Source organism: Novosphingobium sp. NPDC080210 (assembly GCF_050281025.1).
GTDB lineage: Bacteria > Pseudomonadota > Alphaproteobacteria > Sphingomonadales > Sphingomonadaceae > Novosphingobium.
This window is the reverse complement of sequence record NZ_JBNNWL010000001.1, coordinates 574115-600026: the sequence shown is the minus strand read 5'-3', so window position 1 is coordinate 600026 and position 25912 is coordinate 574115. Positions and strand designations below refer to the sequence as shown.

Below are 25912 nucleotides of genomic sequence, written 5' to 3'. Positions count from 1 at the left end.
GCAAAGTCAATCCGCTCTATTCGCCATCCGGGTCAAAAATATCCTCGATCGACAGATCGAATAGGCGGGCAATTCTGAATGCGAGCGGAAGCGAAGGATCGTGCTTTTCGGTTTCAATAGCGTTGATCGCCTGACGCGAAACCTCAAGCCGGTCGCCCAGTTCTGCCTGGCTCCAGCCGCGTTCCGCGCGCAAGGCTCTCAACTTGTTTCTCACCGTTCATCCCACCAACGATGCCACTTGTATAGCGCCGCAAAGACCAGTGGGAAATGCGCGGAAAGCTTTAGAATGACATAGGAGGCGCCTTCGAATTGATAAATTCCGGCGGCGCGATTGGGATTGGGCATAACTGCATGATCGGGAAGGAAGTATTCGTTCGGATTCGCCCGGTAAAAGTCCAGCGTTCCGCCTTGCTTGCTCAGGATATAAATGGCGCCGAACCAGATAATCGGAAAAACCGGTAGCAGCTTAACGAAGGATGCAGCCGATTTCTGCCACAGCTGTTCGGCATATTCGTCGCGCAGCCGACGCATCAGGATCAGCACGATCATGCCCAGCTGAACGGCCATGATCACGACGCCCAGGGCGATGTTGGTTACCGGCCATTCATAGAGCAGCCATGTAGACGGCACGCCCGCGAATTTCAGCAGGCCGCGCACTTGCGAGAACAGCAAAACCCAGAACGAGATATCTACCAGCAGGTTGTAATGCCGGTATCCAGCCTTCCATTTGAACATGAGCGTACCCCCAGCCGCGGCAGTGCGGCGATCGGCGGGGTTAGCAGCATCCTTGGGCAAATGTCTCTATATTCCAACATCGCGCGCAAGGATCGCATTGCAAAACAGAAGAAAAGAGGCGACTGAACGATGCAACCGCTCAGCCGCCCCAGGGGATGCAATCCGGCAATCAATTGCGACCCAACTGCCATGATCGCGTCGCTGGAGTTGCCGTCAGCGTACCCTTCGGTGGAGAAGGTCGCTGTCGACGAACCGGTAGATGTCAGGTTTGCCTTACACCGTCAAGGCCGTTTCGATTATTTTTCCGTTCAATCGGCAGGTTGATTTGGGCACCTCAATCCGCCAAAGGCCGGGACATGAGCGAGACTTCACGCCCCGCGGCCGCTGCGGCCCTTTCTTTCCAGGAAATCATCCTGCGGCTCCATGCTTTCTGGAGCAAGCAGGGCTGCGCGATCCTGCAACCCTATGACATGCGCATGGGCGCCGGAACGTTCCACCCCGCCACGACGCTTCGCGCGCTGGGGCCCGAGGCGTGGAGCGCCGCCTATGTCCAGCCCAGCCGCCGCCCCACCGATGGCCGCTACGGCGAGAATCCCAACCGGCTTCAGCATTATTACCAGTACCAGGTGATCCTGAAGCCGAACCCGTCCAACTTGCAGGAACTGTACCTGCAAAGCCTGGCCGAGATCGGGATCGATCCGCTGGCGCACGACATCCGCTTTGTTGAGGACGACTGGGAAAGCCCCACGCTGGGCGCCTGGGGCCTGGGCTGGGAAGTGTGGTGCGACGGGATGGAAGTCACCCAGTTCACCTATTTCCAGCAGGTCGGCGGGTTCGATTGCAAGCCGGTCGCGGGCGAGATCACCTACGGTCTTGAGCGCCTGGCCATGTATATCCAGGGCGTCGACAACGTCTACGACCTGCGCTTCAACGACGCCGGGGTTTCTTATGGCCAGGTCTTCCTGAAGAACGAGCAGGAAATGTCGAAGTACAACTTCGAAGTGGCCGACACCGAACAGCTGTTCAAAGGGTTCCAGCATGCCGAGATGGAAAGCCAGCGCTGCATCGAAGCCAATATCCCTCTGGCCGCTTACGACCAGGCTATCGAGGCGAGCCACCTGTTCAACCTGCTTCAGGCACGCGGCGTGATTTCGGTGCAGGAACGCGCCAGCTACATCGGCCGCGTGCGCGACCTGGCCAAGGGCGCGTGCCAGGCCTGGATTGAAAAGAACAAGGACCAGTGGGCCAAGGACTATCCGGAGTGGAGCCTGTGAGCGATTTCCTTCTCGAACTGCGCTCGGAAGAAATTCCCGCCCGGATGCAGGCCGGTGCCCGCACCGATCTGGAACGCCTGTTCCGCAAGGCCATGGACGATGCCGGGGTGAGCATGGGCGAAGTGACCGTCTGGTCGACGCCGCGCCGTCTGGCCCTGATCGCCCGCGATCTGCCGCTGGCAACTGCTGCGGTCAGCGAAGAGATCAAGGGCCCGCGCGTCGGTGCGCCGCCGCAAGCGCTGGAAGGCTTCCTGCGCAAGACCGGCCTTGCCGAAAGCGATCTGGTCGAGCGGGACGGGGTGCTGTTTGCCGTGATCGACAAGCCGGGCCGCGCCACTGCCGAAGTTCTGGCCGAAGCCATTCCGGCCCTGGTCCGCGCGTTTCCCTGGCCCAAGAGCCAGCGCTGGGGCGCCGCTTCGATCAGCACGGAAAGCTTGCGCTGGGTGCGTCCGCTTTCCGCCATCGTCGCCCTGCTCGGCGGGGAAGTGGTACCGTTTGAAATCGACGGCATTGCCTCTGGCCGCTTGACGCGCGGTCATCGCTTCCACTCGGAAGGCGAGATCGAGATTGCCGGGGCCGATGACTATGCGGCCAAGCTGCGCGCCGCACACGTGATCGTGAATCACGAGGAGCGCCAGGATCTGATCCGCGAACAGGCCGCTGCCGTGGCTCATGCCGAAGGGTTGCTGCTGGTCGCCGACGAAGGGCTGGTGGTGGAGAATGCGGGCCTGACCGAATGGCCGGTGCCACTGCTCGGTCGGTTCGACGAAAGCTATCTTGATGTTCCGCCTGAAGTCATCCAGCTAACCGCCCGGACCAACCAGAAATATTTCGTCTGCGAGAAGGACGGCAAGCTGGCCAATGCCTTCGTCTGCACCGCCAACATCGTGGCGCTGGACGGCGGTACGGAGATCATTGCCGGCAACCGCAAGGTCCTCGCCGCGCGCCTCTCCGACGCGCGGTTCTTCTGGGAACAGGACCAGAAAAAGCGCCTGTCCGAACACGCTGAAAAGCTGGCGCGGATCACCTTCCACGAAAAGCTGGGCACAGTCGCGGACAAGGTGCAGCGTGTGGCCAAGCTCGCCGAATGGCTGGCGGCAGAGGGGATCGTGCCGAATTGCGATCCGGCGCTGGCCCGTCAGGCCGCGGAGCTGTGCAAGGCGGACCTCGTCACCGAAATGGTCGGCGAGTTTCCGGAACTGCAAGGCCTGATGGGCGGCTATTACGCCCGCGCCGAAGGCCTGCCGCATGCTGTCGCCGATGCAATCCGCGATCATTACAAGCCGGTCGGGCAGGGCGACGAAGTGCCGACGGCCCCGGTCACGGTTGCCGTCGCTCTGGCTGACAAGCTGGACACGATCCGCAGCTTCTTTGCGATCGATGAAAAGCCGACCGGCTCGAAGGATCCCTTCGCCCTGCGCCGCGCGGCACTGGGCATCATCCAGATCGTCACCGCGAACGGCCTGCGTCTCGGCATCGGTGAGGGCGATGTCCTCGCGTTCTTCGCGGACCGTCTGAAGGTCCAGCAGCGCGAGGCTGGGGTGCGCCACGACCTGATCGATGCGGTCTTTGCCCTGGGCGGCGAGGACGACCTTGTCCGCCTGCTTGCCCGGGTTCATGCGCTTCAGGCCTTTGTCGGCACGGAGGACGGGGCGAACCTGCTCGCCGGGTACAAGCGTGCGGCCAATATCCTGAAGAAGGAAAACTGGACCGGACAGGATGGCCGCATTCCCCGCGATGGCGAGGAAGACCCCTTTGCCATGGTGGACGATCCCGACGTGGCCTATGCCGCGCGGGAACGGGCAGCGGTGCAGGGGGCCTTGTCCTATCAGCCGGAGCCGGCGGAAGCGGCATTGATCGAGGCGCTCAATGCGGCGGCACCTCGTGCAGCCGCGGCGGTAGCGGAAGAGGACTTTGCCGGTGCCATGGCGGCTCTGGCAACTCTGCGAGCACCGATTGACGCCTTCTTCAACGACGTCACGGTCAACGACGCAGATCCTGCCAAGCGCGCCGCGCGGCTTGATCTCTTGTCCGCCTTCCGTGCCGCAGTGCACAAAGTGGCTGACTTCTCCAGAATCGAAGGTTAGGGGGACCGCACACCGGCAGGCGAATCGCCGGTTCCAATCAACGGCGGTTTTCCATGACTACATACGTATTCACCTTTGGCGGCGGCGTGTCTCACCAGGACCCGCGCGCGAAGGACAAAACGGTGGTGGGCGGCAAGGGCGCGAACCTTGCGGAAATGGCCGGGATTGGACTGCCGGTTCCTCCGGGCTTCACGATCACGACCGAGGAATGCGTTCGCTACCTGGCCGAAGGAGGAGACTTCTCGGAAAGCGTAAAGGCCGAAGTCGCGACCGCTCTGGGCCACATCGAGCGGGCTGTGGGCAAGAAGTTCGGCGATACGGCCAACCCGCTGCTCGTGTCGGTGCGCTCTGGCGCGCGGGTTTCGATGCCCGGCATGATGGATACCGTGCTCAACCTGGGCCTGAACGACCAGACGGTGAAGGGCCTGGCCGAAAGTTCGGGCGATGCGCGCTTCGCCTGGGACAGCTATCGCCGCTTTATCCAGATGTATTCCGACGTGGTGCTGGGGATTGACCATCACCTGTTCGAGGACGCGCTGGAAATCGCCAAGGAAGACAACGGCTACTACGCCGATGTCGAGATGCAGGCTGAAGACTGGCAGAAACTGGTCAAGGAATATGAAGGGATTGTTCAGGCTGAACTGGGCCGTCCGTTCCCGCAAGACCCCACCGAACAGCTGTGGGGCGCAATCCGCGCCGTGTTTGACAGCTGGGATTCCGACCGCGCCAAGGTCTATCGCCGCCTGAACGACATTCCCGGGGACTGGGGCACTGCCGTCAACGTGCAGGCCATGGTTTTCGGCAACATGGGCGATACCTCGGCCACCGGCGTTGCCTTTACCCGCGATCCGGCGACTGGCGAGAAGGCCTATTACGGCGAATGGCTGGTCAATGCCCAGGGCGAGGACGTCGTCGCCGGCATCCGCACGCCGCAGTACCTGACCAAGGCATCGCGCGAACGCGCCGGGGCCAAGCCGCTCAGCATGGAAGAGGCCATGCCCGAGGCTTACACCGAACTGGCTGCCGTGTTCGAACTGCTGGAAAAGCACTACCGCGACATGCAGGACATCGAATTCACGGTGGAACGCGGCAAGCTGTGGATGCTCCAGACCCGTTCGGGCAAGCGCACTGCCAAGGCGGCGCTCAAGATGGCGGTCGACATGGTCGAAGAAGGCCTGATCGACGAAAAGACCGCGATCCTGCGCGTCGATCCGATGGCGCTGGACCAGTTGCTGCACCCCACGCTTGATCCCGATGCAGCGCGCGACGTGCTGACCTCTGGCCTTCCGGCCAGCCCGGGCGCGGCTTCGGGCGCTATCGTGCTGGATGCCGATACGGCGGAAAAGCGGGCCGAGCGCGGCGATGCCGTGATCCTGGTCCGCGTTGAAACCAGCCCGGAGGACATTCACGGGATGCATGCGGCCAAGGGCATCCTCACCGCGCGTGGCGGCATGACGTCACACGCCGCCGTGGTCGCGCGCGGCATGGGCCGCCCCTGCGTCTCGGGTGCCTCGGGCGTGTCTATCGATATGGCTAGCCGGACCCTGCGCATCGGCAACCGCGAGCTGAAGGAAGGCGACCAGATCACTCTGGATGGCACCACCGGCGAAGTCATGGCGGGCCATGTTCCGACCATCGAGCCGGAACTGGTGGGTGACTTCGGCGTGCTGATGGGCTGGGCCGACCAGCACCGCCGCATGAAGGTGCGCACCAATGCCGAAACGCCGGACGATTGCCGCACCGCGCGTCAGTTCGGTGCGGAAGGCGTGGGCCTGTGCCGGACCGAGCACATGTTCTTTGACAACAGCCGCATTGCCGCTGTCCGCCAGATGATCCTGGCCGAGGACGAAAGCGGCCGCCGCGCCGCCTTGGCCAAGCTGCTGCCGGAACAGCGCGCGGACTTCCATGCGATTTTCGAAGTCATGGCCGGCCTGCCGGTGACGATCCGCCTGCTCGATCCGCCGCTGCACGAATTCCTGCCGCACGCCGATGCGGAATTCGCCGAACTGTCCGAAGTGATCGGCATTGGCGTCGATACGCTGAAGCGCCGTGCGGACGAGCTGCACGAATTCAACCCGATGCTGGGCCATCGCGGTTGCCGTCTGGGCATCACTTTCCCGGAAATCTACGAGATGCAGGCCCGCGCAATCTTTGAAGCTGCCTGCGATGTAGCTGCTGCACACGGCGCTGAAGTCTTTCCGGAAGTCATGATCCCGCTGGTCGCGACCAAGAAGGAACTGGCCATCCTGCGCGCTCTGGTCGACCGCACGGCGACCGCGGTCTTTGCCGAAAAGGGCCGGACCATTGCCTATCACGTCGGCACCATGATCGAACTGCCGCGCGCGGCCCTGATGGCCGGGGAGATTGCCGAGGAGGGCGAATTCTTCTCGTTCGGCACCAACGACCTGACGCAGACCACCCTGGGCGTTTCGCGCGACGATGCGGGCAAGTTCCTGGGCGCCTATGTCGAGCAAGGTATCTTCGCCCGCGATCCGTTCGTCAGCCTGGATATCGACGGCGTAGGCCAGCTGGTCTCGCTCGCGGCAGAGCGTGGCCGCGCCACCCGTCCGAACATCAAGCTGGGCATCTGCGGTGAGCATGGCGGCGATCCGGCCAGCATCGCGTTCTGCGAACAGGTCGGGCTCGATTACGTATCGGCCAGCCCCTACCGCGTGCCGATTGCCCGGCTTGCCGCCGCGCAATCCGCGCTGCGCTAGGCCTTCCAGCCGCTGAGCGTCAGGATTTCAAAGCGCTCGACGGTTGCCGACCCGAATGAACGGACCGCGCGGGCAAGGGCTTCCTTGCCCAGCGCGGGGCCGGGATTGGCGAGGCAATTGGACAGGCCCTGCGCGCGAAGGTCGGCAATCAAGCTGTGCAAGCTGGAAAATCGCACGTCGAGATGACGGCTGTCGACCACCGGGCGTGCCCATCCGGCCCGCTGCAACAATTGCCCCCCAGCGCGCACGTCCACCGCAGGGTGAAGGCGCGGGGCGGGGCGCTCTCCATCCGCTTCCAGCATGGCGGCGCGCAAGGCAGGGAGGCTTCCTGCCGCAACGAAGCTGGACAAGGCCAACCCGCCCGGGTTCAGCGCATTGCGCATATGGATCAGCGCGCCGGGCAGGTCGTTGACCGTATCCAGCGCGGAGAGGCTGACGATCAGGTCAAATCCGGTGTCGGGGAACGGCGCTTCATCGTCAAAGCCGCTGGCCGGATCGGCTTCGGCGACATCGACGTCGCGCGCGCGCAGGGCCTTCGCTAAATCCCCGGTCCAATCGCCGATAACCAGGCCGCGGGCCGGTTCATGGCGCAGGAAATCCAGCCGTTCCAGCACGTCCTCGACCATGTCGTCGATCAGGTAGCGGGCCGAATCGGTGCGCTGTTGCAGGCCCAGCGCGCGGCGGCGGGCAGCAAGGCGGCGGTTGCGGGCGAAGATTATATGCGGAGCAGGCTGGTTCACCCGCCCGCACTGCCTTGCGCGGCGCGGCGGCGCAAGCGATAGAAGGGGCAACGATGCAGCTTCACCCGCTCCTCGTCCCGGTCGCTGACTTGCTTTTTCCGCCCCGCTGCCCGCTTTGCGGCGAAGGGCTTGCTGCGCAAACGGGTCTGTGCGCCTCGTGCTGGGGCGACCTGGCGATTCCCGGTCCGCCGTGCTGCTCCGCTTGCCAGAGACCGCTTGGCGATTCTGCCGAACAGGGCGCGATCTGTGCGCCTTGCCTGGCCGGGCCGCCCCGGCATGACGGTATCGCAGCAGGCACCTTGTACAACGATGCCTCGCGCAAGCTGATCCTCGCATTCAAGCATGGCAGGCGAATCGCCCTGGCTCCGCTGCTGGCGCGGCTGATGCTCAATCAGGTTCCGGAAGAGGTGGGCGAGGGCTGGCTGGTCGTTCCCGTCCCCTTGCATCGCTGGCGGCTGTGGCGGCGCGGGTTCAACCAGGCGGCGCTGCTGGCCGGAGAGATTGCATGGGCTCGCGGCGCAGGGCTGGTGGTTGACGGCCTGCATCGCTTGAAAGCGACGCGGACGCTGGGCGGGCTGGGTAAGAAGGCGCGTGCCAAGACCCTGTCGGGCGCGATCGCGGTGAACACCAAACATGCGAGCCGCTGGAAAGGCGCGAAAGTTCTGCTGGTCGATGACGTCCTGACCAGTGGCGCGACGACGGGCGCCTGCGTTGCGGCACTCAAGCGGGCCGGTGCGGAGAAGGTCGTTGTCACTTGCTTCGCCCGCGTGCTGGACGAGGTGCTGGAGGCCGCGCAAACGAAAACGCCCGGAACATGAAGCTCCGGGCGCCCTCGTGACGAAACTTTTTAGGGCTTCCGCTTTTGCGGTTCGGCAGACCCCCCTTCGATCTGCCTCGCCCAATCCCTCATGCGGCGGGTGGTCCCTGAACCTGGGCCGACGGCCTTTCCGCAAGGCCTCTGATCGACGATCTGGTCTGCGATGAAAAGCGGCAACCGCGCGGCGGCATGTTTTTGCTCGACACATGTGGTGTTCTTGCAACAAGGGAAAACCATGAGCGGACAGGATCAGATCGAGCGCGAAGCCGGAACCACTTTCATGCCCAAGTTCGATGGGCAGGGGTTGCTGACGGCCGTGGTGGTTGCAGCAGACAGCCGTGAGGTGCTGATGCTGGCGCATATGGATGCAGAGGCGCTGGACAAGACGCGCGAGACCGGCCTTGCCCACTTTCATTCGCGTTCGCGCGGGCGGCTGTGGATGAAGGGTGAAACGTCCGGCCACGTGCTCAAGGTTCTGGAGATTCGGGTCGATTGCGATCAGGACGCGCTAGTCCTGATCTGCGAGCCGCATGGTCCGGCTTGTCACACCAACGCCGTCAGCTGCTTCTACCGGCGCCTGGACGGAGAGGGTCTGCGCCGCATCGCAGATTGACGCTTACGTAAAGGTAAGCTAATGTCGGGGGCATGGAACAGCTCGTTGACCGGCCCACCGCGCACGACGGCGCGCACCTTGATACGCCCGATGCGTTGCAGCGCGAACAGTTCACCATCTCAGACCTGACCGAGGAATTCGGCGTTACGGCGCGGGCGCTGCGGTTCTATGAGGACGAAGGGCTGATCGCTCCGGCCCGAGTCGGCTTGAGCCGCGTCTATTCCAAGCGGGACCGCGCGCGGCTTGCCTGGATCATCCGGGCCAAGAACGTCGGGTTCAGCCTGACCGAGATCAAGGAAATGATCGACCTCTACGATCTCGGCGATGGCCGGATCGAGCAGCGCCGCGTCACGGTGCAGCGCTGCAAGGAAAAGGTCGAACGGCTCAGCCAGCAGCGCGCCGATCTGGATGCCGCCATCACCGAGCTCAACACGTTTATCTCGCTGGTCGAGAATATCGACACGTCTTCCCGCAAGGGTTGAACTCTTTTAGCCAAGGACAGGCCCATGCCGATCTACAAGGCGCCGACGCGCGACACCCGTTTCGTTCTCAACGAAGTGCTCAGGCTTGAACAGTACGGCAATCTGCCTGGCTTCGAAAACACCGGTGCCGACATGGTGGACACGGTGGTTGAGGAGTGCGGCAAGTTCGCCGCGGAAGTGCTCGCGCCGATCAACCTCTCGGGCGATCAGGAAGGCTGTACGCGCCATCCCGATGGTTCCGTCACCACGCCTGCGGGCTTCAAGGAAGCTTTCCAGCTCTACCGTGAGGCTGGTTGGGGCACTCTGGCCGCGCCGCAGGAATTCGGCGGGCAGGGCATGCCGCACGTGCTGGGCTTTGTGGTTGAGGAATTCGTTGCCACCGCGAACCAGGCCTGGGGCATGTATCCGGGCCTGACCGCAGGGGCGATCAGCGCCATCCTCGCCAAGGGCAGCCCCGAGCAGCAGGCAAAGTACCTGCCCAGGATGATCGCGGGCGAATGGACCGGCACCATGAACCTGACCGAGCCGCATTGCGGCACGGACCTGGGTCTGATCCGCACCCGCGCGGTGCCCAATGCCGATGGCAGCTATGCGATCACCGGGACCAAGATCTTCATCTCGGCCGGTGAGCATGACATGTCCGAGAACATCATTCACCTGGTCCTGGCCAAGACGCCGGGCGCGCCAGAGAGCAGCAAGGGCATTTCGCTGTTCATCGTTCCCAAGGTGCTGGTCAACGACGATGGCTCGCTGGGTGAGCGCAATGCGGTGTCGTGCGGCAGCATCGAACACAAGATGGGCATTCACGGCAACGCGACCTGCGTGATGAACTATGACGGCGCAACCGGATGGATGGTCGGTGAGGAAAACAAGGGCCTGGCCGCCATGTTCATCATGATGAACGCCGCGCGTCTGGGCGTTGGCATCCAGGGCTTGGCCCAGGCCGAAGCCGCCTATCAGAACGCCGTGCAATATGCGCAGGATCGCCGCCAGGGACGCGCCCTGACCGGTCCGGCCGAGCCGCAGGAAAAGGCCGATCCACTGTTCGTCCACCCCGACGTTCGCCGGATGCTGATGGACGCCAAGGCCTTCACCGAAGGGATGCGTGCGTTCTACCTGTGGGGCGGCCTGCTGGTCGATCTGAGCCACAAGGCGGCGAGCGAGGAAGAGCGCCAGACGGCGGACGACATGATCAGCCTGCTCACCCCGGTGCTGAAGGGCTATGGGACGGACAAGGGCTTCGACACCTGCGTCCAGATGCAGCAGGTCTTTGGCGGGCATGGCTACATCGAGGAATGGGGCATGAGCCAGTTCGTCCGCGATGCCCGCATTGCCCAGATCTATGAAGGCACCAACGGCATCCAGGCGATGGACCTGGTTGGCCGCAAGCTGGCCCAGAACGGCGGGCGCGCGGTCCAGGCCTTCTTTGCCGAAGTCGATGCGGCCTGCGCGGCGGCCAAGTCCCAGCCGGAACTGGAGCAGCTTGCCGCCCAGGTGGAGCGCGCCAATGGCGAGCTCAAGGCCGCGACCATGTGGTTCATGCAGAATGGCATGACCCAGCCGAACAACGTCGGCGCCGGGGCGCATCACTACATGCACATCATGGGGATCGTGGCCCTGGGCCTGATGTGGCTGAAGATGGGTGCCGTGGCAGTTGAGGCGATTGCCGGCGGAAGCGCGGACAAGGCTTTTTATGAGGCGAAGCTGGTCACAGCGCGCTACTTCGGTCAGCGCTATACTCCCGATGCAGGGGCGCTGCGCCGCAAGATCGAAGCGGGCAGCGAAGCGATGATGGAACTGCCGGTCGAGGCGTTCCTGCGCGCCTGATCAGCCAAAGACCTCGTCAAACAGGCTGAGCATCGCGGCCCAGCTCTGGCGGTCGGCACTGGCATCATAGCCGACCGCAGGCAGGCCGCGCGTATCGCTGGCGGGGTCGGTGAAGCCATGCTTGACGCCGCTGTAGGCGTGAAAGTGCCAGTGCGCCTCCGCCGCGTCCATTTCCTGCCAGAAGGCCAGCACCTGCTCGCGCGCGACCATGGGATCCCGGTCGCCATGGCAGACGAGGATGCGCGAGTGAACCGGCGCAGTGGCAGGTCGCTTTGTGTCGAGCAGGCCGTGGAACGAAACAACGGCAGCCAGATCTTCGCCAGCGCGGGCGAGCTCCAGCACCGCCTGTCCGCCCATGCAAAAACCGATGGCGGCGATTGGCAGACCGGCAGCAGCGGGATGCTGGCGCAGTGCCTCCAGGTTTGCCTTCAGCCGCGCACGGTAATGGTCAACATCAGCGCGCAGGGCCTCTGCCAGAGGAAGCGATGCGGCAAAATCCGCAACGGGCTCGCCGTAGAAGTCGGCAATGAGGGCAAGGTATCCCCGATCCGCAAGCATCTGCGCGCGCCGTTCGATGGCGGGGGTGACATTGGCAATTGTCGGAAACACCAACACCGCCGCGCGGGGAGCGCCCTCCGGCTTGGCCAGCCAACCGGTCAGGGCGGTGCCGCGATCAGTGAAGTCGAATTGTTCCAGGCGGTTCATTGTTGACCCTTTCAGACCGGCTTCGACAAGCTCAGCCTGAGCGGGGTTTTGGACCGGCGAGTCCATGACCGCTCACCCTGAGCCTGTCGAAGGGTGACAGGTGCCGTTACTCCGGCAGGAAGTCCGGAACCGAAAGGTACCGCTCGCCCGTATCGTAGTTGAAGCCCAGCACGCGGCTGCCAGCGGGCAGGTCGGCCAGCTTCTGCTTGATCGCGGCCAGCGTCGCGCCCGAACTGATACCGACCAGCATCCCTTCCTTGGTCGCGCAGAGGCGTGCCATTTCCTTCGCATCTGCCGGATCGACCTGGATTGCGCCGTCGATGGCCTGGGTGTGCAGGTTGGCCGGGATGAAACCTGCGCCAATTCCCTGGATGGGGTGGGGCGAGGGCTGCCCGCCGGAAATGACCGGAGACAGGGTCGGCTCAACCGCATAGGCCTTCATCGCGGGCCACTTGGTCTTCAGCATTTCCGCGCAGCCAGTCAGGTGGCCGCCGGTGCCGACGCCGGTGATCAGCGCGTCAATCGGGGTGTCGGCAAAGTCGGCATAGATTTCCTGCGCCGTGGTGCGGACGTGGACTTCGATATTGGCCGGGTTCTCGAACTGCTGGGGCATCCACGCGCCGGGGGTGGAGGCAACCAGTTCATGCGCCCGCTCAATCGCGCCCTTCATCCCCTTTTCACGCGGGGTGAGGTCAAAGGTGGCGCCATAGGCCAGCATCAGGCGGCGGCGCTCCACCGACATCGATTCGGGCATGACCAGGACCAGCTTGTAACCCTTGACCGCAGCGGCCATGGCCAGGCCGATGCCGGTGTTGCCGCTGGTCGGTTCGACAATCGTGCCGCCCGGCTTCAGCGAACCGTCCCGCTCTGCCGCCTCGATCATGGCCAGGCCGATGCGGTCCTTGATCGAGCCGCCGGGATTGGCGCGCTCTGCCTTTACCCACACCTCATGGTCGGGAAACAGGCGCGAGAGGCGGATGTGCGGGGTGTTGCCGATAGTGGCAAGGATGCTGTCTGCCTTCATGGAACCGGCTCCTTCTGTCGATATTGCGGGGCGAAGGTTTTCGCCCGTTTGAGTTCCGGGAAAATCACTGCCCAGATTGCGGTGATAAGGATAGCTCCCGCGCCGCCAAGCGCAACCGCGCCGACCGGGCCGAGGAAAGCGGCGGCCAGACCGGACTGCATTTCACCCAGCTCGTTCGAGGCGGAAATCGCGAGGCCAGAGATCGAGGAGACGCGGCCACGCTTGTCATCAGGCGTATTGAGTTGCACCAGCGTGTTGCGGATGAACACCGAGATCGCGTCTGCCGCGCCAAGCAGCCCCAGCATGGCCAGCGACAAGGGAAAGCTTTTCGACAAGCCGAAAATCAGCGTCGCAAGGCCGTAAACCGCCACGGCCCAGAGCATCTTTGAGCCGACATTGCGCGCCAGCGGGCGCATGCCCAGCCAGATTCCGACCAGCATCGAACCCGCCGCCGGGGCCGCGCGCAGCATGCCCAGGCCTTCGTCGCCGACGTGCAGGACGTCATAGGCAAAGGCGGGCAGCATGGCCGTCGCTCCGCCCAGCAGGACGGCAAAGAGGTCAAGCGTCACGCAGCCGAGCAGAAACCGCTCATGCCAGACGAACTTCGCCCCTTCCGCCATCAGCTTGACCGGATGGTCGGGCGCGGCAGCGGGCGGGGCGCGGTGGCGGATGGCCAGCAGCGAGACGATGCCAAAGGCCAGCAAGCCCGACGCGCACCAGTAAGGATAGGACGGGGCGGCGGCGAGGAGGAACCCGCCCGCTGCCGGACCGAACACGGCGGCCGATTGCCATGCCAGCGAGCTGGTTGCCACGGCCTTGGGCAGCAGCTCTGCCGGGACCACATTGGGCGTGATCGCGCTGATCGCCGGCCCGATGAAGACGCGGGCGCAGCCGTAGCAGGTGGCGAGGATGAACAGCAGCGGCAGGCTGATGAAATTCCAGGTGTTCGCCGCTGCGAGGACCAGGCCGATGCACAGGTCGACGGCGGTTGCCATGGCCCCCAGGTGGCGACGGTCCATGCGGTCGGCCAGGACGCCTGCGAGTGGGGTAAGCAGCAGGAAAGGAAGGAATTGAACCAGCCCAAGCAGGCCGAGCATCAGAGCGGCTTCGCTCTCGCTCATGCCATAGGACCGGCGCGCGAGCTGGTAGACTTGCGCTCCCATCACGACGACCATCGCGGTGGTTGCGCTGGTCGAAATGAACCGCGCCAGCCAGATCAGGCGATAGTCGCGGAATTGCAGCGGGTGGGTCTTGGCAGTCACCGGTTTGCAATGGCAGCGCCCCGGGCAATTGCCAAGCAATCAGATGCTTTGGGTGTTGATACCCGTGCTTTCAGCGGCGGCGGCGCAGGCGCGGATTGGGTTGCAACATGTCGATCATGCGCATGAAGTCGTCGAGGCGGATGATCCGCTCGAACTGGAATCCGGACCGTCCTTCGGCCGACCAGATCAGGTGCGCTTCGATCCGGCCGATTTCGGGGAGGCGGATATTGACGCGCTCGCCCCGCTGCAATTCAGTGCTGCCTTCGACCATGAAGCCATGGGCGGACAGGTTCACGATATGCAGCGGCACGTCGCCCAGGCGGCGATGCTCACCAATAACCTTGTGGTCAACCGGGTGCCGCGCCGCACGGCGCAGGTCGGTGACAGTCAGTTGTGCTCCCGCGCTCATGATGGCGCACGCCTCCGGGATTGTTTTCAGTGGAGGCACTTTTGCCGGGAAATGGCAAAGATTGGGTAAACTCCGGCAAGATTTTGCCGGTTCAGACCTGTCGCAGGATGCCGTGCTTTTTCTTTCCGGAGGAAATGCGAACCTCGCCTTCCACTGTAATATGAAGGGCTTCGTCGCTCACCGCCTCGCCATCGACGCGGGCACCGCCGCCTGCAACCAGGCGCTTGGCTTCGCCGCGGCTTGCGGCAAAGCCAATGCCGACCAAGGCGTCGATAATGCCGATTCCTCCTGCCGGAACGTCCAGCACCGGCAAGTCCGCGCCAAGGCCGCCGCCGGCAAAGGTTGCCGATGCCGTTGCTTCGGCCGCCTTGGCTGCATCGTCGCCGCGGCACAGCCGGGTCACTTCGTTGGCCAGCACCACCTTGGCGGCATTGATCTCGCTGCCTTGCAGAGCTTCCAGCCGCGCAATCTCGTCAAGCGGCAGGTCGGTGAAGAGACGCAGGAACTTGCCGACGTCGCGGTCATCGACATTGCGCCAGTATTGCCAGAAATCCCAGGCGGGCAGGGCATCCTCGTTCAGCCAGACCGCGCCGGCCGCCGTCTTGCCCATCTTGGCGCCGTCAGCCGTGGTGAGCAGCGGAGTGGTTACGCCGAAAACTTCCACGCCGTCCATCCGGCGGGCCAGTTCGATCCCGTTGACGATATTGCCCCACTGGTCGCTGCCGCCCATCTGCAAGCGGACGCCCATGTGCTTTTCCATGTGGCGGAAATCATAGCCCTGGAGGATCATGTAGTTGAATTCCAGGAAGGTCATCGGCTGTTCGCGCTCAAGCCGCAGCTTGACCGAATCGAAGGTCAGCATCCGATTGACGGTGAAGTGCGTGCCCACTTCCTGCAGCAGTTCGATGTAACCCAGCTTGCCCAGCCAGTCGTGGTTGTTGACCATGACTGCATCGGTCGGCCCGTCGCCAAAGGTCAGCAGGCGATCGAAGATCGTCTTGATCGAGGCAATGTTGGCGTCGATCGTCTCGTTCGACAGCATCTTGCGGCTCTCGTCACGCCCGGTGGGGTCGCCGATGCGCGTGGTCCCGCCGCCCATCAGCACGACTGGCTTGTGCCCGGTCTGTTGCAGGCGGCGCAGCAGCATGATCTGGACCAGCGAGCCGATATGGAGCGATGGCGCGGTGGCATCGAAGCCGATATAGCCCGGCACGATCTGCTTCGAGGCGAGGGCATCAAGCCCTTCCGCATCGGTCATCTGGTGGATGTAGCCGCGCTCTTCGAGCAGGCGGAGCAGGGACGAGTTGTAAGTCATGGCAGCCTTCCGGGATTCCGGGCGCGCGCCTAGCACGGGGAAACCGGTTTGGAAACGTTCGACCTGCTTTGCCATCCGGACACCCCGGCAGTCCATGTCCGGGGCATCGCGGTAGCGGTGGCGCGCAAAGGCGATGCGCTGTCGCTACGCTACCGGATCGCCTGTCCGCCGGATCAACTGCGTTTGCCGAAAAGCGCCGATCCGGTGCGGATGGACGGGCTGTGGCAACACACCTGCATGGAAGCCTTCATTGCCCGCGCGGATGGTTCCTATTGCGAGTTCAACTTCTCCCCATCCGGTGCCTGGGCGGCATATGCTTTCGACAGTTATCGCGCTGGAATGCGGGACCGGGATACTTCGCCTCCGCTAATCTTGTGCGATAAAGGCGAAGATTTTTTCGAAGTTGCCGCAACAATTGATGTCACCGGTTTGTCTGGCAAGCTTTCCCTTACGGCAGTCGTGGAAGAAGCGGACGGCGCCAAAAGCTATTGGGCGCTTGCCCATGCAAATGGGCAGCCGGATTTTCATCACGCCGCTTGCTTTGCCGCTATGCTTCCGGCACCGGGAGAAGCATGAAGTTCGGCATTGATCGCCTGCTGGCAGACCCGTCTCTCCGCCAACCGCTTGAAGGCAAGCGGGTTGCCCTGGTGGCCCATCCGGCCAGCGTCACCGAAGACCTGGTCCATTCGCTCGACGCGATGATCGCTGCCGGGGTCAACGTGACTTCGGCCTTTGGCCCGCAGCACGGGCTGAAGGGCGACAAGCAGGACAACATGGTCGAAACGGCGGACGAGATCGATCCCACCTACAACATCCCGGTTTTCAGCCTCTATGGCGAAGTGCGCCGCCCGACTGCGGCCATGATGGACACGGCGGACGTGTTCCTGTTCGACCTGCAAGACCTCGGTTGCCGGATCTACACCTTCGTCACGACGCTGCTCTATCTGCTGGAGGCCGCAGCCGGTTCGGGCAAGGAGGTCTGGGTGCTGGACCGGCCCAATCCCGCCGGACGCCCGGTTGAGGGAACCCTGCTGGTTCCGGGCCAGGAAAGCTTCGTCGGGGCAGGGCCCATGCCGATGCGCCACGGGCTGACCATGGGCGAAATGGGTCACTGGTTCATCGCTCACTTTGGCTTGGACGTGCCCTACCGCGTGATCGCGATGGACGGCTGGCAGCCGGAAGGCCCCGGCTTTGGCTGGCCGGAAAGCCGGATCTGGATCAACCCAAGCCCAAACGCGGCTAGCCTGAACATGGCGCGGGCCTATGCCGGAACCGTCATGCTGGAAGGGGCGACCCTGTCCGAAGGGCGCGGCACCACGCGGCCGCTGGAAGTGCTGTTCGGCGCGCCGGACCTCAATGCCAGGGAGGTCCTGGCCGAAATGGAGCGCATTGCGCCGGAGTGGCTGACGGGATGCGCCTTGCGCGAATGCTGGTTCACGCCGACGTTCCACAAGCATGCCGGAGAGCTGTGCAGCGGCTTGATGATCCATGCCGAGGGCAAGTTCTATGACCATCACGCGTTCCGTCCGTGGCGCTTGCAGGCGCTGGCGTTCAAGGCGATCCGCAACCTGCACCCGGACTACCCACTCTGGCGCGACTTTCCCTATGAGTACGAGTTTGAGCGCCTGGCGATTGACGTGATCAATGGCGGTCCGGCCCTGCGCGAATGGGTCGACAATCCTGACGCCCGGCCGGCCGATCTGGACGATTTGACAGCGGCCAATGAAGCGACATGGCGCGAGGCGGTAAAACCGTTCCTGCTCTATTAAGGCTGCGGCCCGATATTGAACGATGAAACAGAACATGGAGAGGTAATGACTGGAAAAGCAGGCGCAATCGCCAAACTGGATGGACCAACCCGGCTGATGCTGTGGACCCTGCTGGTCGTTTACATTTTCAATTTCCTGGACCGCCAGATCGTCAACATCCTTGCCGAACCGATCCGCAAGGATCTGGGCCTGACGGATACCCAGGTCGGATTGATGACGGGTCTGGCCTTTGCGCTATTCTACACGGTGCTGGGGCTGCCCATCGCGCGCTATGCGGACAAGCCGAGCACGGATCGCGGGCGCCTGATCGCCGTGGCGCTGGCCATCTGGTCGGCCATGACCGCGCTGTGCGGGCTGGCGCAGAATTTCTTCCAGTTGCTGCTGGCCCGGATCGGGGTCGGCGTGGGCGAGGCGGGCTGCACCCCGGCGGCGCACTCGCTGATTGCGGACCGCGTTCCGGCTGAGCGTCGTCCTGGCGCCATGGCATTCTATGCGCTGGGCATTCCCATCGGTTCGCTGCTGGGCATGATGATTGGCGGCGTCCTGGCTGACACGCTCGGTTGGCGCAAGGCGTTCATGATCGTCGGCCTGCCGGGGGTTTTCCTCGCGCTGGTCGTCTTGGCGGTGGTGAAGGACAAGGGCCGCATTACCCGCGCCGATCATGCCGTAACCCAGGGCGAAAGCATCTTCGCCGCCGTTGCTGAACTGCTGCGCTCCCCCGCCTATGTCATGCTGCTGATGGCAGCATCGGCCAGCGCGTTCCTGTCCTATGGCAAGAGCACCTGGACCACGATCTTCTTCCAGCGCAGCCATGGACTTTCGCCGGGCGAAGTCGGCTTCTGGTTCGGCCTGTGGGGCGGCGTTGCCGGTATCTTCGGGACCTGGCTAGGCGGCTGGCTGGCCGACCGCTTCGGCAAGATCGACCGCCGCCACGTCGTCACCGCGCCTGCCATCGGCATGGCGTTGGCCATCCCCGTCGCGATTTCGGCCTATTTCGCCACCGACTGGCGCATGTCGCTGTTGCTGCTGATGATCCCGACCGTGCTGAATTCGCTTTACTATGGCCCGGTCTATTCCTCGGCTCAGGGGCTGGTGCCGCTGCGCCACCGCGCTACGGCCAGCGCCCTGCTATTGTTCGGACAGAACCTGATCGGCCTGGGCCTTGGCCCGCTGTTCTTCGGCATCCTGTCCGACTGGCTGCGGCCTGAATTTGGCGAGAACTCGGTCCGCTACGTGCTATACGGCGCGGCTGTGCTGGGGCTGATCCCGGCGATCCTGTTCTGGATGCTGCGTCCGCGTCTCCATGCGGAGCTGGATCGTCACACGTAATTGGCGATCCAGGCAATCAGCATTGCCGAGGGCAGGAATAGCAACTGCGCCAGCAATGTCCCGGCGAGGCGGCTGAAGCTGATCCACACGATGGTTCGGCGAAACAGCGCCTCGCTGACCCGGCCTTCCACCGCGTCGTCGGTCATGACCGAAAGCTGCGGGTCGATCAGGGCGAACAGCAGGATCGTGGCAAAGCCGTTGATCACAGCGGAAAGCTGGCTCGCCGTGACGCGGAAATCGGGATTGAGATAGCCCGCATAGAGCGAGGCAATCACCCCGACGGTCAGCAGCGCCTGGGCCAGGCAATTGGCCAGCAGCACGTTCCAGCTGACGCCCCGTTCCTTGACCAGGCTGCGCAATTGGCCGAGCGAGGGCGGGTGCAGCGCATCACGCACGGCCTTTAACCCGGTCGGCGTTGCGGTTTTGAGCAAAAGACGGGCGGTCGAGCGGTGCTCCTGGAAATAGCCGATGGCGCGGGAAAACAGGCGCTGGCCGGTCGGAACCAGGAAGATGCCCACGGCGACCGCCAGGCTGGCCGAACCGAGCACCAACTGGAAATCGGCAAACAGGGAATCTCCGCCCCCTTCGGCAATGCGCGTTTCGATCCGTTTGGCCAGGAACGGCCCGAGGAATGAATTGGACGTCCTGCTGACGAGGACCAGCATGTTAAACAGCGCAAAGCTAAGCGCTATCCGCCGGGTGCGAACCCCGGCAATGCGCGCGGAATAGGCCAGCGTGCCGATCAGGTTGATCGCGGCAGTCAGCAGGCAGATGATAAGCAATTGGCCGTCCATACCGCGACCTAATCCCGCGCCGCGCGGCGCGCCAGTGTCAGTGCACTGTCTTCAACAGCACAGGGTCGCCGATCAGGTAGCTGGTCATGGATAGCGCCCCGTCAATGGTATCGTTGAACACGCCAACCTCGTCTCCCGGAAGGCGCGAGCCGACCGCGTAGAGCAGGGGCAGGTAGTGTTCGGCGCTGTTGATCGCGGCGGCTGCGGCCTGATCGTCCGAAGCGAATTGCGTCAATGCAGAGGTGTCTGCGGACCGCACAGCTTCGGTAATGCGCGACTGGAACGATACGGCCCAGTCTGGCCGACTTCCCGCGTACTGCCGCCACAGCGCAAGGTTATGGACCACGTTGCCGCTGGCCACGATCAGCACGCCTTCATCGCGCAGGGGAGCGAGCGCCGCCGCACGCGCCAGATGCTCTTGCGGAGATGCCATCCGGTCCAGGCTGAACTGGATCATCGGAATGTCGGCTGCCGGGAACATCGGCTGCACCACGCCCCAGGAGCCGTGGTCGAAACCCCAGCTGTCATCGCGATGGACGCGCTCTTCGCCGAGCAGTTCGACCACGCGTTCGACCAGGGCCGCCGAGCCAGGAGCCGGGTACTGCATGGCGTAGAGTTCGTTCGGGAAGCCACGAAAGTCATGAATGGTGCGCGGGGTATCGCCGGTGGTTACGTGGCTTTTTCCCTGCGTTTCCCAGTGGGCCGAGACGCACAGGATTGCCTTGGGCCGGGGCAGGGCCTTGCCCAGCGCCTGCCAGGCAGCGCGTTCGGGAACATCGGAAATCACGGTCATGGGCGAGCCATGGCCAAGGAACAGGGCGGGGAGGCGGTCGGTCATGGCCCCAATGTGGGGAGCGGCATGGCCGGATCAAGCAAAGGTTTATTTAGTCGATGCAAGTCCGGAATTCCCGCGCGTCCTGAGGGTGTCGGAGGGCTGCCCCTGTTGGGCGCAACCCGGCTTCGACAAGCTCAGCCTGAGCGGGGATGGGGAACCCTTGGCTAGACCCTTAATGCTTCTTCCGCGTCAGTTCCCGCATGGCGTTGTCCAGCCCTTCCAGCGTCAGCGGATACATCGCCCCGCCGATGAGTTCCCGGATCATCTTGGTCGACTGCGAATAGGACCACTGCTTTTCCGGGACCGGGTTGATCCACACCGTGGCGGGATAGACGTGCGCGACGCGCTTCAGCCATTCCGCGCCGGATTCCTCGTTAAAATGCTCCACCGAACCGCCCGGATGGGTGATTTCGTAGGGGCTCATCGCCGCATCGCCGACGAAGATGATCTTGTAGTCGTGACCGTACTTGTGGAGGATGTCCCAGGTATTGGTCCGCTCGCTCCAGCGGCGCTTGTTGTCCTTCCATACCCCTTCGTAGAGGCAGTTGTGGAAGTAGAAGAACTCCAGATTCTTGAATTCCGCCGTGGCCGCGCTGAACAGTTCCTCGACCAGCTTGATGAACGGGTCCATCGATCCGCCAACGTCCAGGAACAGCAGGACCTTCACCGCATTGCGTTTTTCGGGACGCATGCGGATGTCGAGCCAGCCCTGCCGCGCCGTGCCTTCGATCGTGCCTTCCAGGTCCAGCTCATCCGCTGCACCTTCACGCGCAAAACGGCGCAGGCGGCGCAGCGCCACCTTGATGTTGCGGGTACCCAGCTCGCGCGTGTTGTCGAGGTTCTGGAACTCGCGCTTTTCCCACACCTTCAGCGCGCGCTTGTGCCTACTTTCTCCGCCGACGCGCACGCCTTCAGGGTTGTAGCCGCTGTTGCCGAACGGACTGGTCCCACCGGTGCCAACCCACTTGTTGCCGCCTTCGTGGCGCTTCTGCTGTTCCTCAAGACGCTTTTTCAGCGTCTCCATGATCTCCTCCCAGGAACCGAGCTTTTCGATCGCGGCCATTTCCTCGGGCGTGAGGAATTTCTCGGCGACGGCCTTCAGCCAGTCCTCGGGAATGTCTACGGGGTTCTGGCCGTAATTGGTCAGGATACCCTTGAACACCTTGTTGAAGACCTGGTCGAACTTGTCGAGCAGGCCCTCGTCCTTCACGAAAACCGCGCGGGAGAGGTAATAGAACTGCTCCGGCGTCTGCTCGATCACGTCCTTGTCGAGCGCCTCCAGCAGCATCAGGTGCTCCTTGAAGCTGGCCTTGATGCCTGCGGCGCGCAGTTCGTCGACGAAATTGAAAAACACGGGAGCAGTCCCTTTCCGGCTCGGATCAGTTCTGGCGGCGGGCCATGAAGGCCAGGCGTTCGAACAGCATCACGTCCTGCTCGTTCTTCAGCAGGGCGCCATGGAGCGGCGGGATCGCCTTGGTCGGGTCCTTCTGCTGCAGCACGTCGAGCGGCATGTCTTCGTTGAGCAGCAGCTTGAGCCAGTCGAGCAGTTCGCTGGTCGAAGGCTTCTTCTTCAGGCCGGGGACTTCACGAACTTCGTAGAAGATGTCCATCGCCTTCGAAACGAGGGTCTTCTGGATGCCGGGGAAGTGCACGTCGATGATCGACTGCATCGTCTCACGGTCAGGGAACTTGATGTAGTGGAAGAAGCAGCGGCGCAGGAAAGCGTCAGGCAGTTCCTTTTCGTTGTTCGACGTGATCACCACGATCGGGCGCTCCTTGGCCGCAATCGTCTCGTGGGTTTCGTAGACGTCGAACGACATGCGATCGAGTTCCTGAAGCAGGTCGTTCGGGAATTCGATGTCCGCCTTGTCGATTTCGTCGATCAGCAGGACCGGCAGCTTTTCGGAAGTGAAGGCTTCCCACAGCTTGCCCTTCTTGATGTAGTTGCGAATGTCGTGGACGCGCTCATCGCCCAGCTGGCCATCGCGCAGGCGGGCCACGGCGTCATACTCGTAGAGGCCCTGCTGCGCCTTGGTGGTCGACTTCACGTTCCATTCGATCAGCGGGGCATTGACGGCCTTGGCGATTTCATGGGCCAGAACGGTCTTGCCGGTGCCAGGCTCACCCTTGACGAGAAGGGGGCGGCGAAGCAGCACTGCGGCGTTTACAGCAACCTTGAGATCGTCCGTCGCAACATAGTTGCTGGTACCTTCGAAGCGCATGGGAACTCCCTGTCCTTTTAATCGTGCGGTTAAGTGGTGGGATAGGTCGCTTCCGCAACGCTGGCAAGAGGGCAGCGGCAATCCTCTGGGGCGAACGCAAAGACGGGCGCCGCACCCGCTGGCGCGACGCCCGTTGCCCCCGGCAACCCTGTGCGGGTTGTGCGACCCAAAGGGGCGAAACTTGACTGGCGGTCTAGGCGCGGTGCAGACACTAGAATATAAAATAGTTTAATATCTTAACGTGGGATTCAATGATTTCACTGGCGGGCCCGAATTTGCTGGACGACCTCTCCCCGGCTGTGCGCGCGCGGCTGGCTGAGATCGGGCAAAGGCGGCAGTTCCGGGATCAGGAACTGATCCACAGCGCGGGCGATCCCGCCTATATGGCCATCGTCATCGAGGGCGCGGTGCGGCTCTGCCGGCTCCGCGCCAACGGCACCCAAACCATGGTCACCATGGTGCTCAAGGGGCAGAACATCGGCGACCTTCAGCTGTTCAGCCGGCGCAAGGTCAAGACGCACGATGCTTTCGCGGTCGGCGATACGGTCCTCGACATATATGACGAGAGGGCGTTTCAACGGGTTCTGGAAATTCCCGAGGTCATGATCGCTCTCTATCGCACGGTGGCGCTGCGATTGATGGGCACCATGGAGATGAACGACGATCTGCGGAGCCTGCCGCGCGAAGTCCATCTGGCCAAGACGCTGATGGCGATGCACAGGCGGGCGAAGGACCCATCGTCGCTGTTCTGCTTGCAGGAAGACCTGGCCGGCGTGCTGGGGGTAACGACGATGACCGTCTCGAAGTGCCTCGCCAACCTGAAGCAACTGGGTTTTGTAGAGACAGGTTATCGGCGGGTACGCGTGATTGATCCACACGGGCTGCGCGGATGGCTGAACGGCCAATTGAACCGATAGAACGGCGTACTAGGCGTCGATCATTTCCGGATCGATCTCTGCAGCGCGGTTCTGGATGAACATGAAGCGCTGCGCTGGATCGCGGCCCATCAGCCGGTCGACCAGATCCTTCACCGCCGCGCGGCCTTCATACTCGGGCGGCAGGGTAATGCGCAGCAGGCTGCGCTTGGCGGGGTCCATCGTGGTTTCGCGCAATTGCTGCGGGTTCATTTCGCCCAGACCCTTGAACCGGCCGACTTCCACCTTCTTGCCCTTGAAGCGCGTGGCTTCCAGTTCGGCGCGGTGCGCGTCGTCGCGGGCGTAGGCGCTCTCCTTGCCGCAAGTCAGGCGGTAGAGCGGCGGCTGCGCGAGGTAGAGGTGCCCGCGCCGGACCACTTCCGGCATTTCCTGGAAGAAGAAGGTCATCAGCAAGGTGGCGATGTGGGCGCCGTCCACGTCCGCGTCGGTCATGATGACGATGCGGTCATAGCGCAGGTTGTCCGGATTGCAGTCCTTGCGGAAGCCGCAGCCAAGGGCCAGGCCCAGATCGGCGATTTCGCTGTTGGCGCGGATCTTGTCAGCTGTGGCGCTGGCGACGTTCAGGATCTTGCCGCGGATCGGCAGGATGGCCTGGGTCTTGCGGTCGCGCGCCTGCTTGGCCGAGCCGCCTGCCGAGTCCCCTTCGACGATGAACAGCTCGGTTTCGGCATCACCTTCGCCGGTGCAGTCGGTCAGCTTGCCGGGCAGGCGCAGCTTGCGGGCATTGGTCGCGGTCTTGCGCTTGACTTCACGCTCGGCCTTGCGGCGCAGGCGTTCGTCCATGCGCTCCATGATCGCGCCGAGCAGCGCCTTGCCGCGCTCCATGTTGTCAGCCAGGAAATGGTCGAAGTGATCGCGGATCGCGTTCTCGACCATGCGCGCGGCTTCCGGACTGGTCAGGCGGTCTTTGGTCTGGCTCTGGAACTGGGGATCGCGGATGAATACGGACAGCATCACTTCGCTGCCGGTGATGACGTCTTCGGGCGAGATGTCCTTGGACTTCTTCTGCCCGACCAGTTCGCCAAAGGCGCGGATGCCCTTGGTCAACGCGGCGCGGAGGCCCTGTTCGTGCGTACCGCCATCGGGCGTGGGGATGGTGTTGCAGTAATAGCTGTAGGACCCATCCGACCACAGCGGCCAGGCGACAGCCCATTCGACGCGGCCCTGCTGGTCGCCGGGGAAGTCCTGGGTGCCGGAAAAGAACTGCGTCGTCACGCATTCGCGCGCGCCGATCTGCTCCTTCAGGTGATCGGCCAGACCGCCAGGGAACTGGAACACGGCCTCTGCCGGCACGTCCTCGCTGGCCAGCGAGGTAGCGCATTTCCAGCGGATCTCGACCCCGGCAAAGAGATAGGCCTTGGACCGGACGAGCTTGAACAACCGGCCCGGCTTGAACTTGGCATCCTCGCCAAAGATTTCCGGATCGGGCACGAAGGTCACTGAGGTTCCGCGCCGATTGGGCGTGCCGCCCAGGCGCTGGAGCGGACCCAGCGGCACCCCGCGCGAGAATTCCTGCGCGAACAGCTCCTTGTTCCGCGCCACCTCGATCCGGGTGAGCGTGGAAAGCGCGTTGACCACCGAAACGCCGACCCCGTGCAGGCCGCCCGACGTGGCATAGGCCTTGCCCGAAAACTTGCCGCCCGAATGGAGCGTGGTCAGGATCACTTCCAGCGCGGACTTGCCAGGATACTTCGGATGCTCATCCACCGGAATGCCGCGACCATTGTCGGTGATGGTGAGCCGGTTGCCTTCTTCCAGCGTCACCTCGATCCGGTTCGCATGGCCTGCCACGGCCTCGTCCATCGCATTGTCGAGCACTTCGGCAGCGAGGTGGTGAAAGGCGCGTTCGTCTGTCCCGCCGATATACATGCCCGGGCGGCGGCGAACCGGCTCAAGCCCCTCCAGCACTTCGATCGCGCTGCCATCGTAGCTTTCGCCCGTGCTGACGGGAAGTTTGTCGAACAGGTCATCAGACATGCCGCGGCTATAGAACGCTTGGATTCAAGCGCGCAAGCGCAGCG

General features: G+C 63.4%; 24 protein-coding genes and 1 pseudogene. 12 read left to right on the top strand and 13 right to left on the bottom strand.

Annotated elements, in window-relative coordinates; all coding sequences use genetic code 11:
- Positions 1-16: 16 nt before the first annotated feature.
- Positions 17-202, bottom strand: a complete 186-nt coding sequence (locus tag ACQKOE_RS02885; protein WP_427511473.1) for a helix-turn-helix transcriptional regulator — start codon at positions 200-202, stop codon at positions 17-19.
- Positions 203-210: 8 nt separating this feature from the next.
- Positions 211-795 carry a hypothetical protein gene (locus tag ACQKOE_RS02880; protein ID WP_427511472.1) on the bottom strand — a complete coding sequence of 195 codons (585 nt, stop codon included), beginning with the start codon at positions 793-795 and terminating at the stop codon, positions 211-213.
- A gap of 296 nt (positions 796-1091) precedes the next feature.
- Between ACQKOE_RS02880 and ACQKOE_RS02875 the strand changes: the two genes are divergently transcribed.
- Genes ACQKOE_RS02875 through ppdK form a run of 3 tightly spaced genes read left to right on the top strand, consistent with a single transcriptional unit; the run spans position 1092 to position 6813 of the window.
- The gene (locus ACQKOE_RS02875; RefSeq protein ID WP_427511471.1) at positions 1092-2009 is read left to right on the top strand and encodes a glycine--tRNA ligase subunit alpha; all 918 of its coding nucleotides are present in this window, start codon (positions 1092-1094) and stop codon (positions 2007-2009) included.
- Positions 2006-4096, top strand: a complete 2091-nt coding sequence (glyS, locus tag ACQKOE_RS02870) for a glycine--tRNA ligase subunit beta (RefSeq protein ID WP_427511470.1) — start codon at positions 2006-2008, stop codon at positions 4094-4096. Before ACQKOE_RS02875 ends, glyS begins: the two co-directional genes overlap by 4 nt.
- A 53-nt stretch (positions 4097-4149) precedes the next feature.
- Positions 4150-6813: a pyruvate, phosphate dikinase gene (gene ppdK, locus ACQKOE_RS02865; protein WP_427511469.1), complete on the top strand. Its 2664-nt coding sequence runs from the start codon at positions 4150-4152 to the stop codon at positions 6811-6813.
- On the opposite strand, the gene ACQKOE_RS02860 is transcribed toward ppdK, so the two are convergent.
- Entirely contained in the window at positions 6810-7553 is a 744-nt protein-coding gene (locus ACQKOE_RS02860; RefSeq protein ID WP_427511468.1) for a methyltransferase domain-containing protein, read from the bottom strand. The two genes, ppdK and ACQKOE_RS02860, sit on opposite strands and share 4 nt — an antisense overlap.
- A 53-nt stretch (positions 7554-7606) precedes the next feature.
- On the opposite strand from ACQKOE_RS02860, the pseudogene ACQKOE_RS02855 reads away from it, so the two are divergent.
- From ACQKOE_RS02855 to ACQKOE_RS02835, 5 genes and pseudogenes are all read left to right on the top strand, one after another.
- Positions 7607-7801, top strand: a pseudogene (locus ACQKOE_RS02855) (double zinc ribbon domain-containing protein); the annotation flags it as partial.
- A 51-nt stretch (positions 7802-7852) separates the two neighbouring features.
- Complete coding sequence (locus ACQKOE_RS02850; protein ID WP_427511947.1) at positions 7853-8371, top strand: ComF family protein; 519 nt, start codon at positions 7853-7855, stop codon at positions 8369-8371.
- Between the two features lie 234 nt (positions 8372-8605).
- Entirely contained in the window at positions 8606-8983 is a 378-nt protein-coding gene (gene hisI / locus ACQKOE_RS02845) for a phosphoribosyl-AMP cyclohydrolase (protein ID WP_374590577.1), read from the top strand.
- 32 nt (positions 8984-9015) lie between these two features.
- On the top strand, positions 9016-9465 hold the full coding sequence (locus tag ACQKOE_RS02840; RefSeq protein WP_374590575.1) for a MerR family transcriptional regulator: 450 nt from the start codon (positions 9016-9018) through the stop codon (positions 9463-9465).
- 24 nt (positions 9466-9489) lie between these two features.
- Complete coding sequence (locus ACQKOE_RS02835) at positions 9490-11292, top strand: acyl-CoA dehydrogenase C-terminal domain-containing protein (RefSeq protein WP_427511467.1); 1803 nt, start codon at positions 9490-9492, stop codon at positions 11290-11292.
- Here ACQKOE_RS02835 and ACQKOE_RS02830 read toward each other — a convergent pair whose 3' ends face one another.
- From ACQKOE_RS02830 to tyrS, 5 genes are all read right to left on the bottom strand, one after another.
- Positions 11293-11997, bottom strand: a complete 705-nt coding sequence (locus ACQKOE_RS02830) for a dienelactone hydrolase family protein (RefSeq protein ID WP_427511466.1) — start codon at positions 11995-11997, stop codon at positions 11293-11295.
- Between the two features lie 106 nt (positions 11998-12103).
- Positions 12104-13021 (bottom strand): cysteine synthase A, encoded by a 918-nt coding sequence (cysK, locus tag ACQKOE_RS02825; RefSeq protein WP_427511465.1) that lies wholly within the window; start codon positions 13019-13021, stop codon positions 12104-12106.
- Positions 13018-14283 carry an MFS transporter gene (locus ACQKOE_RS02820; RefSeq protein WP_427511464.1) on the bottom strand — a complete coding sequence of 422 codons (1266 nt, stop codon included), beginning with the start codon at positions 14281-14283 and terminating at the stop codon, positions 13018-13020. Before ACQKOE_RS02820 ends, cysK begins: the two co-directional genes overlap by 4 nt.
- A gap of 70 nt (positions 14284-14353) precedes the next feature.
- Positions 14354-14692, bottom strand: a complete 339-nt coding sequence (locus ACQKOE_RS02815; RefSeq protein WP_374590565.1) for a PilZ domain-containing protein — start codon at positions 14690-14692, stop codon at positions 14354-14356.
- 91 nt (positions 14693-14783) lie between these two features.
- Positions 14784-16007, bottom strand: coding sequence for a tyrosine--tRNA ligase (gene tyrS / locus ACQKOE_RS02810; protein WP_427511463.1), 1224 nt, complete (start codon positions 16005-16007; stop codon positions 14784-14786).
- Between the two features lie 48 nt (positions 16008-16055).
- On the opposite strand from tyrS, the gene ACQKOE_RS02805 reads away from it, so the two are divergent.
- The 3 genes from ACQKOE_RS02805 to ACQKOE_RS02795 are packed head-to-tail and all read left to right on the top strand — an operon-like array spanning position 16056 to position 19105.
- Positions 16056-16583 (top strand): DOMON-like domain-containing protein, encoded by a 528-nt coding sequence (locus ACQKOE_RS02805; RefSeq protein WP_427511462.1) that lies wholly within the window; start codon positions 16056-16058, stop codon positions 16581-16583.
- Complete coding sequence (locus ACQKOE_RS02800) at positions 16580-17776, top strand: exo-beta-N-acetylmuramidase NamZ family protein (protein WP_427511461.1); 1197 nt, start codon at positions 16580-16582, stop codon at positions 17774-17776. Before ACQKOE_RS02805 ends, ACQKOE_RS02800 begins: the two co-directional genes overlap by 4 nt.
- Before the next feature lie 45 nt (positions 17777-17821).
- Positions 17822-19105, top strand: coding sequence for a spinster family MFS transporter (locus tag ACQKOE_RS02795; RefSeq protein WP_427511460.1), 1284 nt, complete (start codon positions 17822-17824; stop codon positions 19103-19105).
- Here the strand turns inward: ACQKOE_RS02795 and ACQKOE_RS02790 are convergent.
- The 4 genes from ACQKOE_RS02790 to ACQKOE_RS02775 all read right to left on the bottom strand — a co-directional run bounded on the left by ACQKOE_RS02790 (position 19096) and on the right by ACQKOE_RS02775 (position 22956).
- On the bottom strand, positions 19096-19899 hold the full coding sequence (locus tag ACQKOE_RS02790; protein WP_427511459.1) for a lipid II flippase Amj family protein: 804 nt from the start codon (positions 19897-19899) through the stop codon (positions 19096-19098). The genes ACQKOE_RS02795 and ACQKOE_RS02790 overlap by 10 nt on opposite strands.
- A gap of 37 nt (positions 19900-19936) precedes the next feature.
- The gene (gene ygiD, locus ACQKOE_RS02785; RefSeq protein ID WP_427511458.1) at positions 19937-20737 is read right to left on the bottom strand and encodes a 4,5-DOPA dioxygenase extradiol; all 801 of its coding nucleotides are present in this window, start codon (positions 20735-20737) and stop codon (positions 19937-19939) included.
- 169 nt (positions 20738-20906) lie between these two features.
- A complete protein-coding gene (locus tag ACQKOE_RS02780) occupies positions 20907-22088 on the bottom strand; it encodes a vWA domain-containing protein (protein ID WP_427511457.1) in 1182 nt (393 codons plus the stop codon).
- A 25-nt stretch (positions 22089-22113) separates the two neighbouring features.
- The gene (locus tag ACQKOE_RS02775) at positions 22114-22956 is read right to left on the bottom strand and encodes an AAA family ATPase (protein ID WP_374590719.1); all 843 of its coding nucleotides are present in this window, start codon (positions 22954-22956) and stop codon (positions 22114-22116) included.
- 275 nt (positions 22957-23231) lie between these two features.
- Here ACQKOE_RS02775 and ACQKOE_RS02770 point away from each other — a divergent pair, with 275 nt between their 5' ends.
- Entirely contained in the window at positions 23232-23873 is a 642-nt protein-coding gene (locus ACQKOE_RS02770) for a Crp/Fnr family transcriptional regulator (protein ID WP_427511456.1), read from the top strand.
- 9 nt (positions 23874-23882) lie between these two features.
- On the opposite strand, the gene parE is transcribed toward ACQKOE_RS02770, so the two are convergent.
- Positions 23883-25868, bottom strand: a complete 1986-nt coding sequence (parE, locus tag ACQKOE_RS02765) for a DNA topoisomerase IV subunit B (protein ID WP_427511455.1) — start codon at positions 25866-25868, stop codon at positions 23883-23885.
- Between the last annotated feature and the right edge of the window lie 44 nt (positions 25869-25912).

Excerpts from the sequence above, each read along its gene's own strand:
- ACQKOE_RS02830 (WP_427511466.1), bottom strand. The coding sequence starts at position 11,997 with ATGAACCGCCTGGAACAATTCGACTTCACTGATCGCGGCACCGCCCTG.
- hisI (WP_374590577.1), top strand. The coding sequence starts at position 8,606 with ATGAGCGGACAGGATCAGATCGAGCGCGAAGCCGGAACCACTTTCATG.
- parE (WP_427511455.1), bottom strand. The coding sequence starts at position 25,868 with ATGTCTGATGACCTGTTCGACAAACTTCCCGTCAGCACGGGCGAAAGC.
- cysK (WP_427511465.1), bottom strand. The coding sequence starts at position 13,021 with ATGAAGGCAGACAGCATCCTTGCCACTATCGGCAACACCCCGCACATC.
- ACQKOE_RS02875 (WP_427511471.1), top strand. The coding sequence starts at position 1,092 with ATGAGCGAGACTTCACGCCCCGCGGCCGCTGCGGCCCTTTCTTTCCAG.
- ACQKOE_RS02815 (WP_374590565.1), bottom strand. The coding sequence starts at position 14,692 with ATGAGCGCGGGAGCACAACTGACTGTCACCGACCTGCGCCGTGCGGCG.
- ACQKOE_RS02840 (WP_374590575.1), top strand. The coding sequence starts at position 9,016 with ATGGAACAGCTCGTTGACCGGCCCACCGCGCACGACGGCGCGCACCTT.
- ACQKOE_RS02775 (WP_374590719.1), bottom strand. The coding sequence starts at position 22,956 with ATGCGCTTCGAAGGTACCAGCAACTATGTTGCGACGGACGATCTCAAG.
- ppdK (WP_427511469.1), top strand. The coding sequence starts at position 4,150 with ATGACTACATACGTATTCACCTTTGGCGGCGGCGTGTCTCACCAGGAC.
- ACQKOE_RS02835 (WP_427511467.1), top strand. The coding sequence starts at position 9,490 with ATGCCGATCTACAAGGCGCCGACGCGCGACACCCGTTTCGTTCTCAAC.
- ACQKOE_RS02790 (WP_427511459.1), bottom strand. The coding sequence starts at position 19,899 with ATGGACGGCCAATTGCTTATCATCTGCCTGCTGACTGCCGCGATCAAC.
- ACQKOE_RS02800 (WP_427511461.1), top strand. The coding sequence starts at position 16,580 with ATGAAGTTCGGCATTGATCGCCTGCTGGCAGACCCGTCTCTCCGCCAA.
- ACQKOE_RS02795 (WP_427511460.1), top strand. The coding sequence starts at position 17,822 with ATGACTGGAAAAGCAGGCGCAATCGCCAAACTGGATGGACCAACCCGG.
- ygiD (WP_427511458.1), bottom strand. The coding sequence starts at position 20,737 with ATGACCGACCGCCTCCCCGCCCTGTTCCTTGGCCATGGCTCGCCCATG.
- tyrS (WP_427511463.1), bottom strand. The coding sequence starts at position 16,007 with ATGACTTACAACTCGTCCCTGCTCCGCCTGCTCGAAGAGCGCGGCTAC.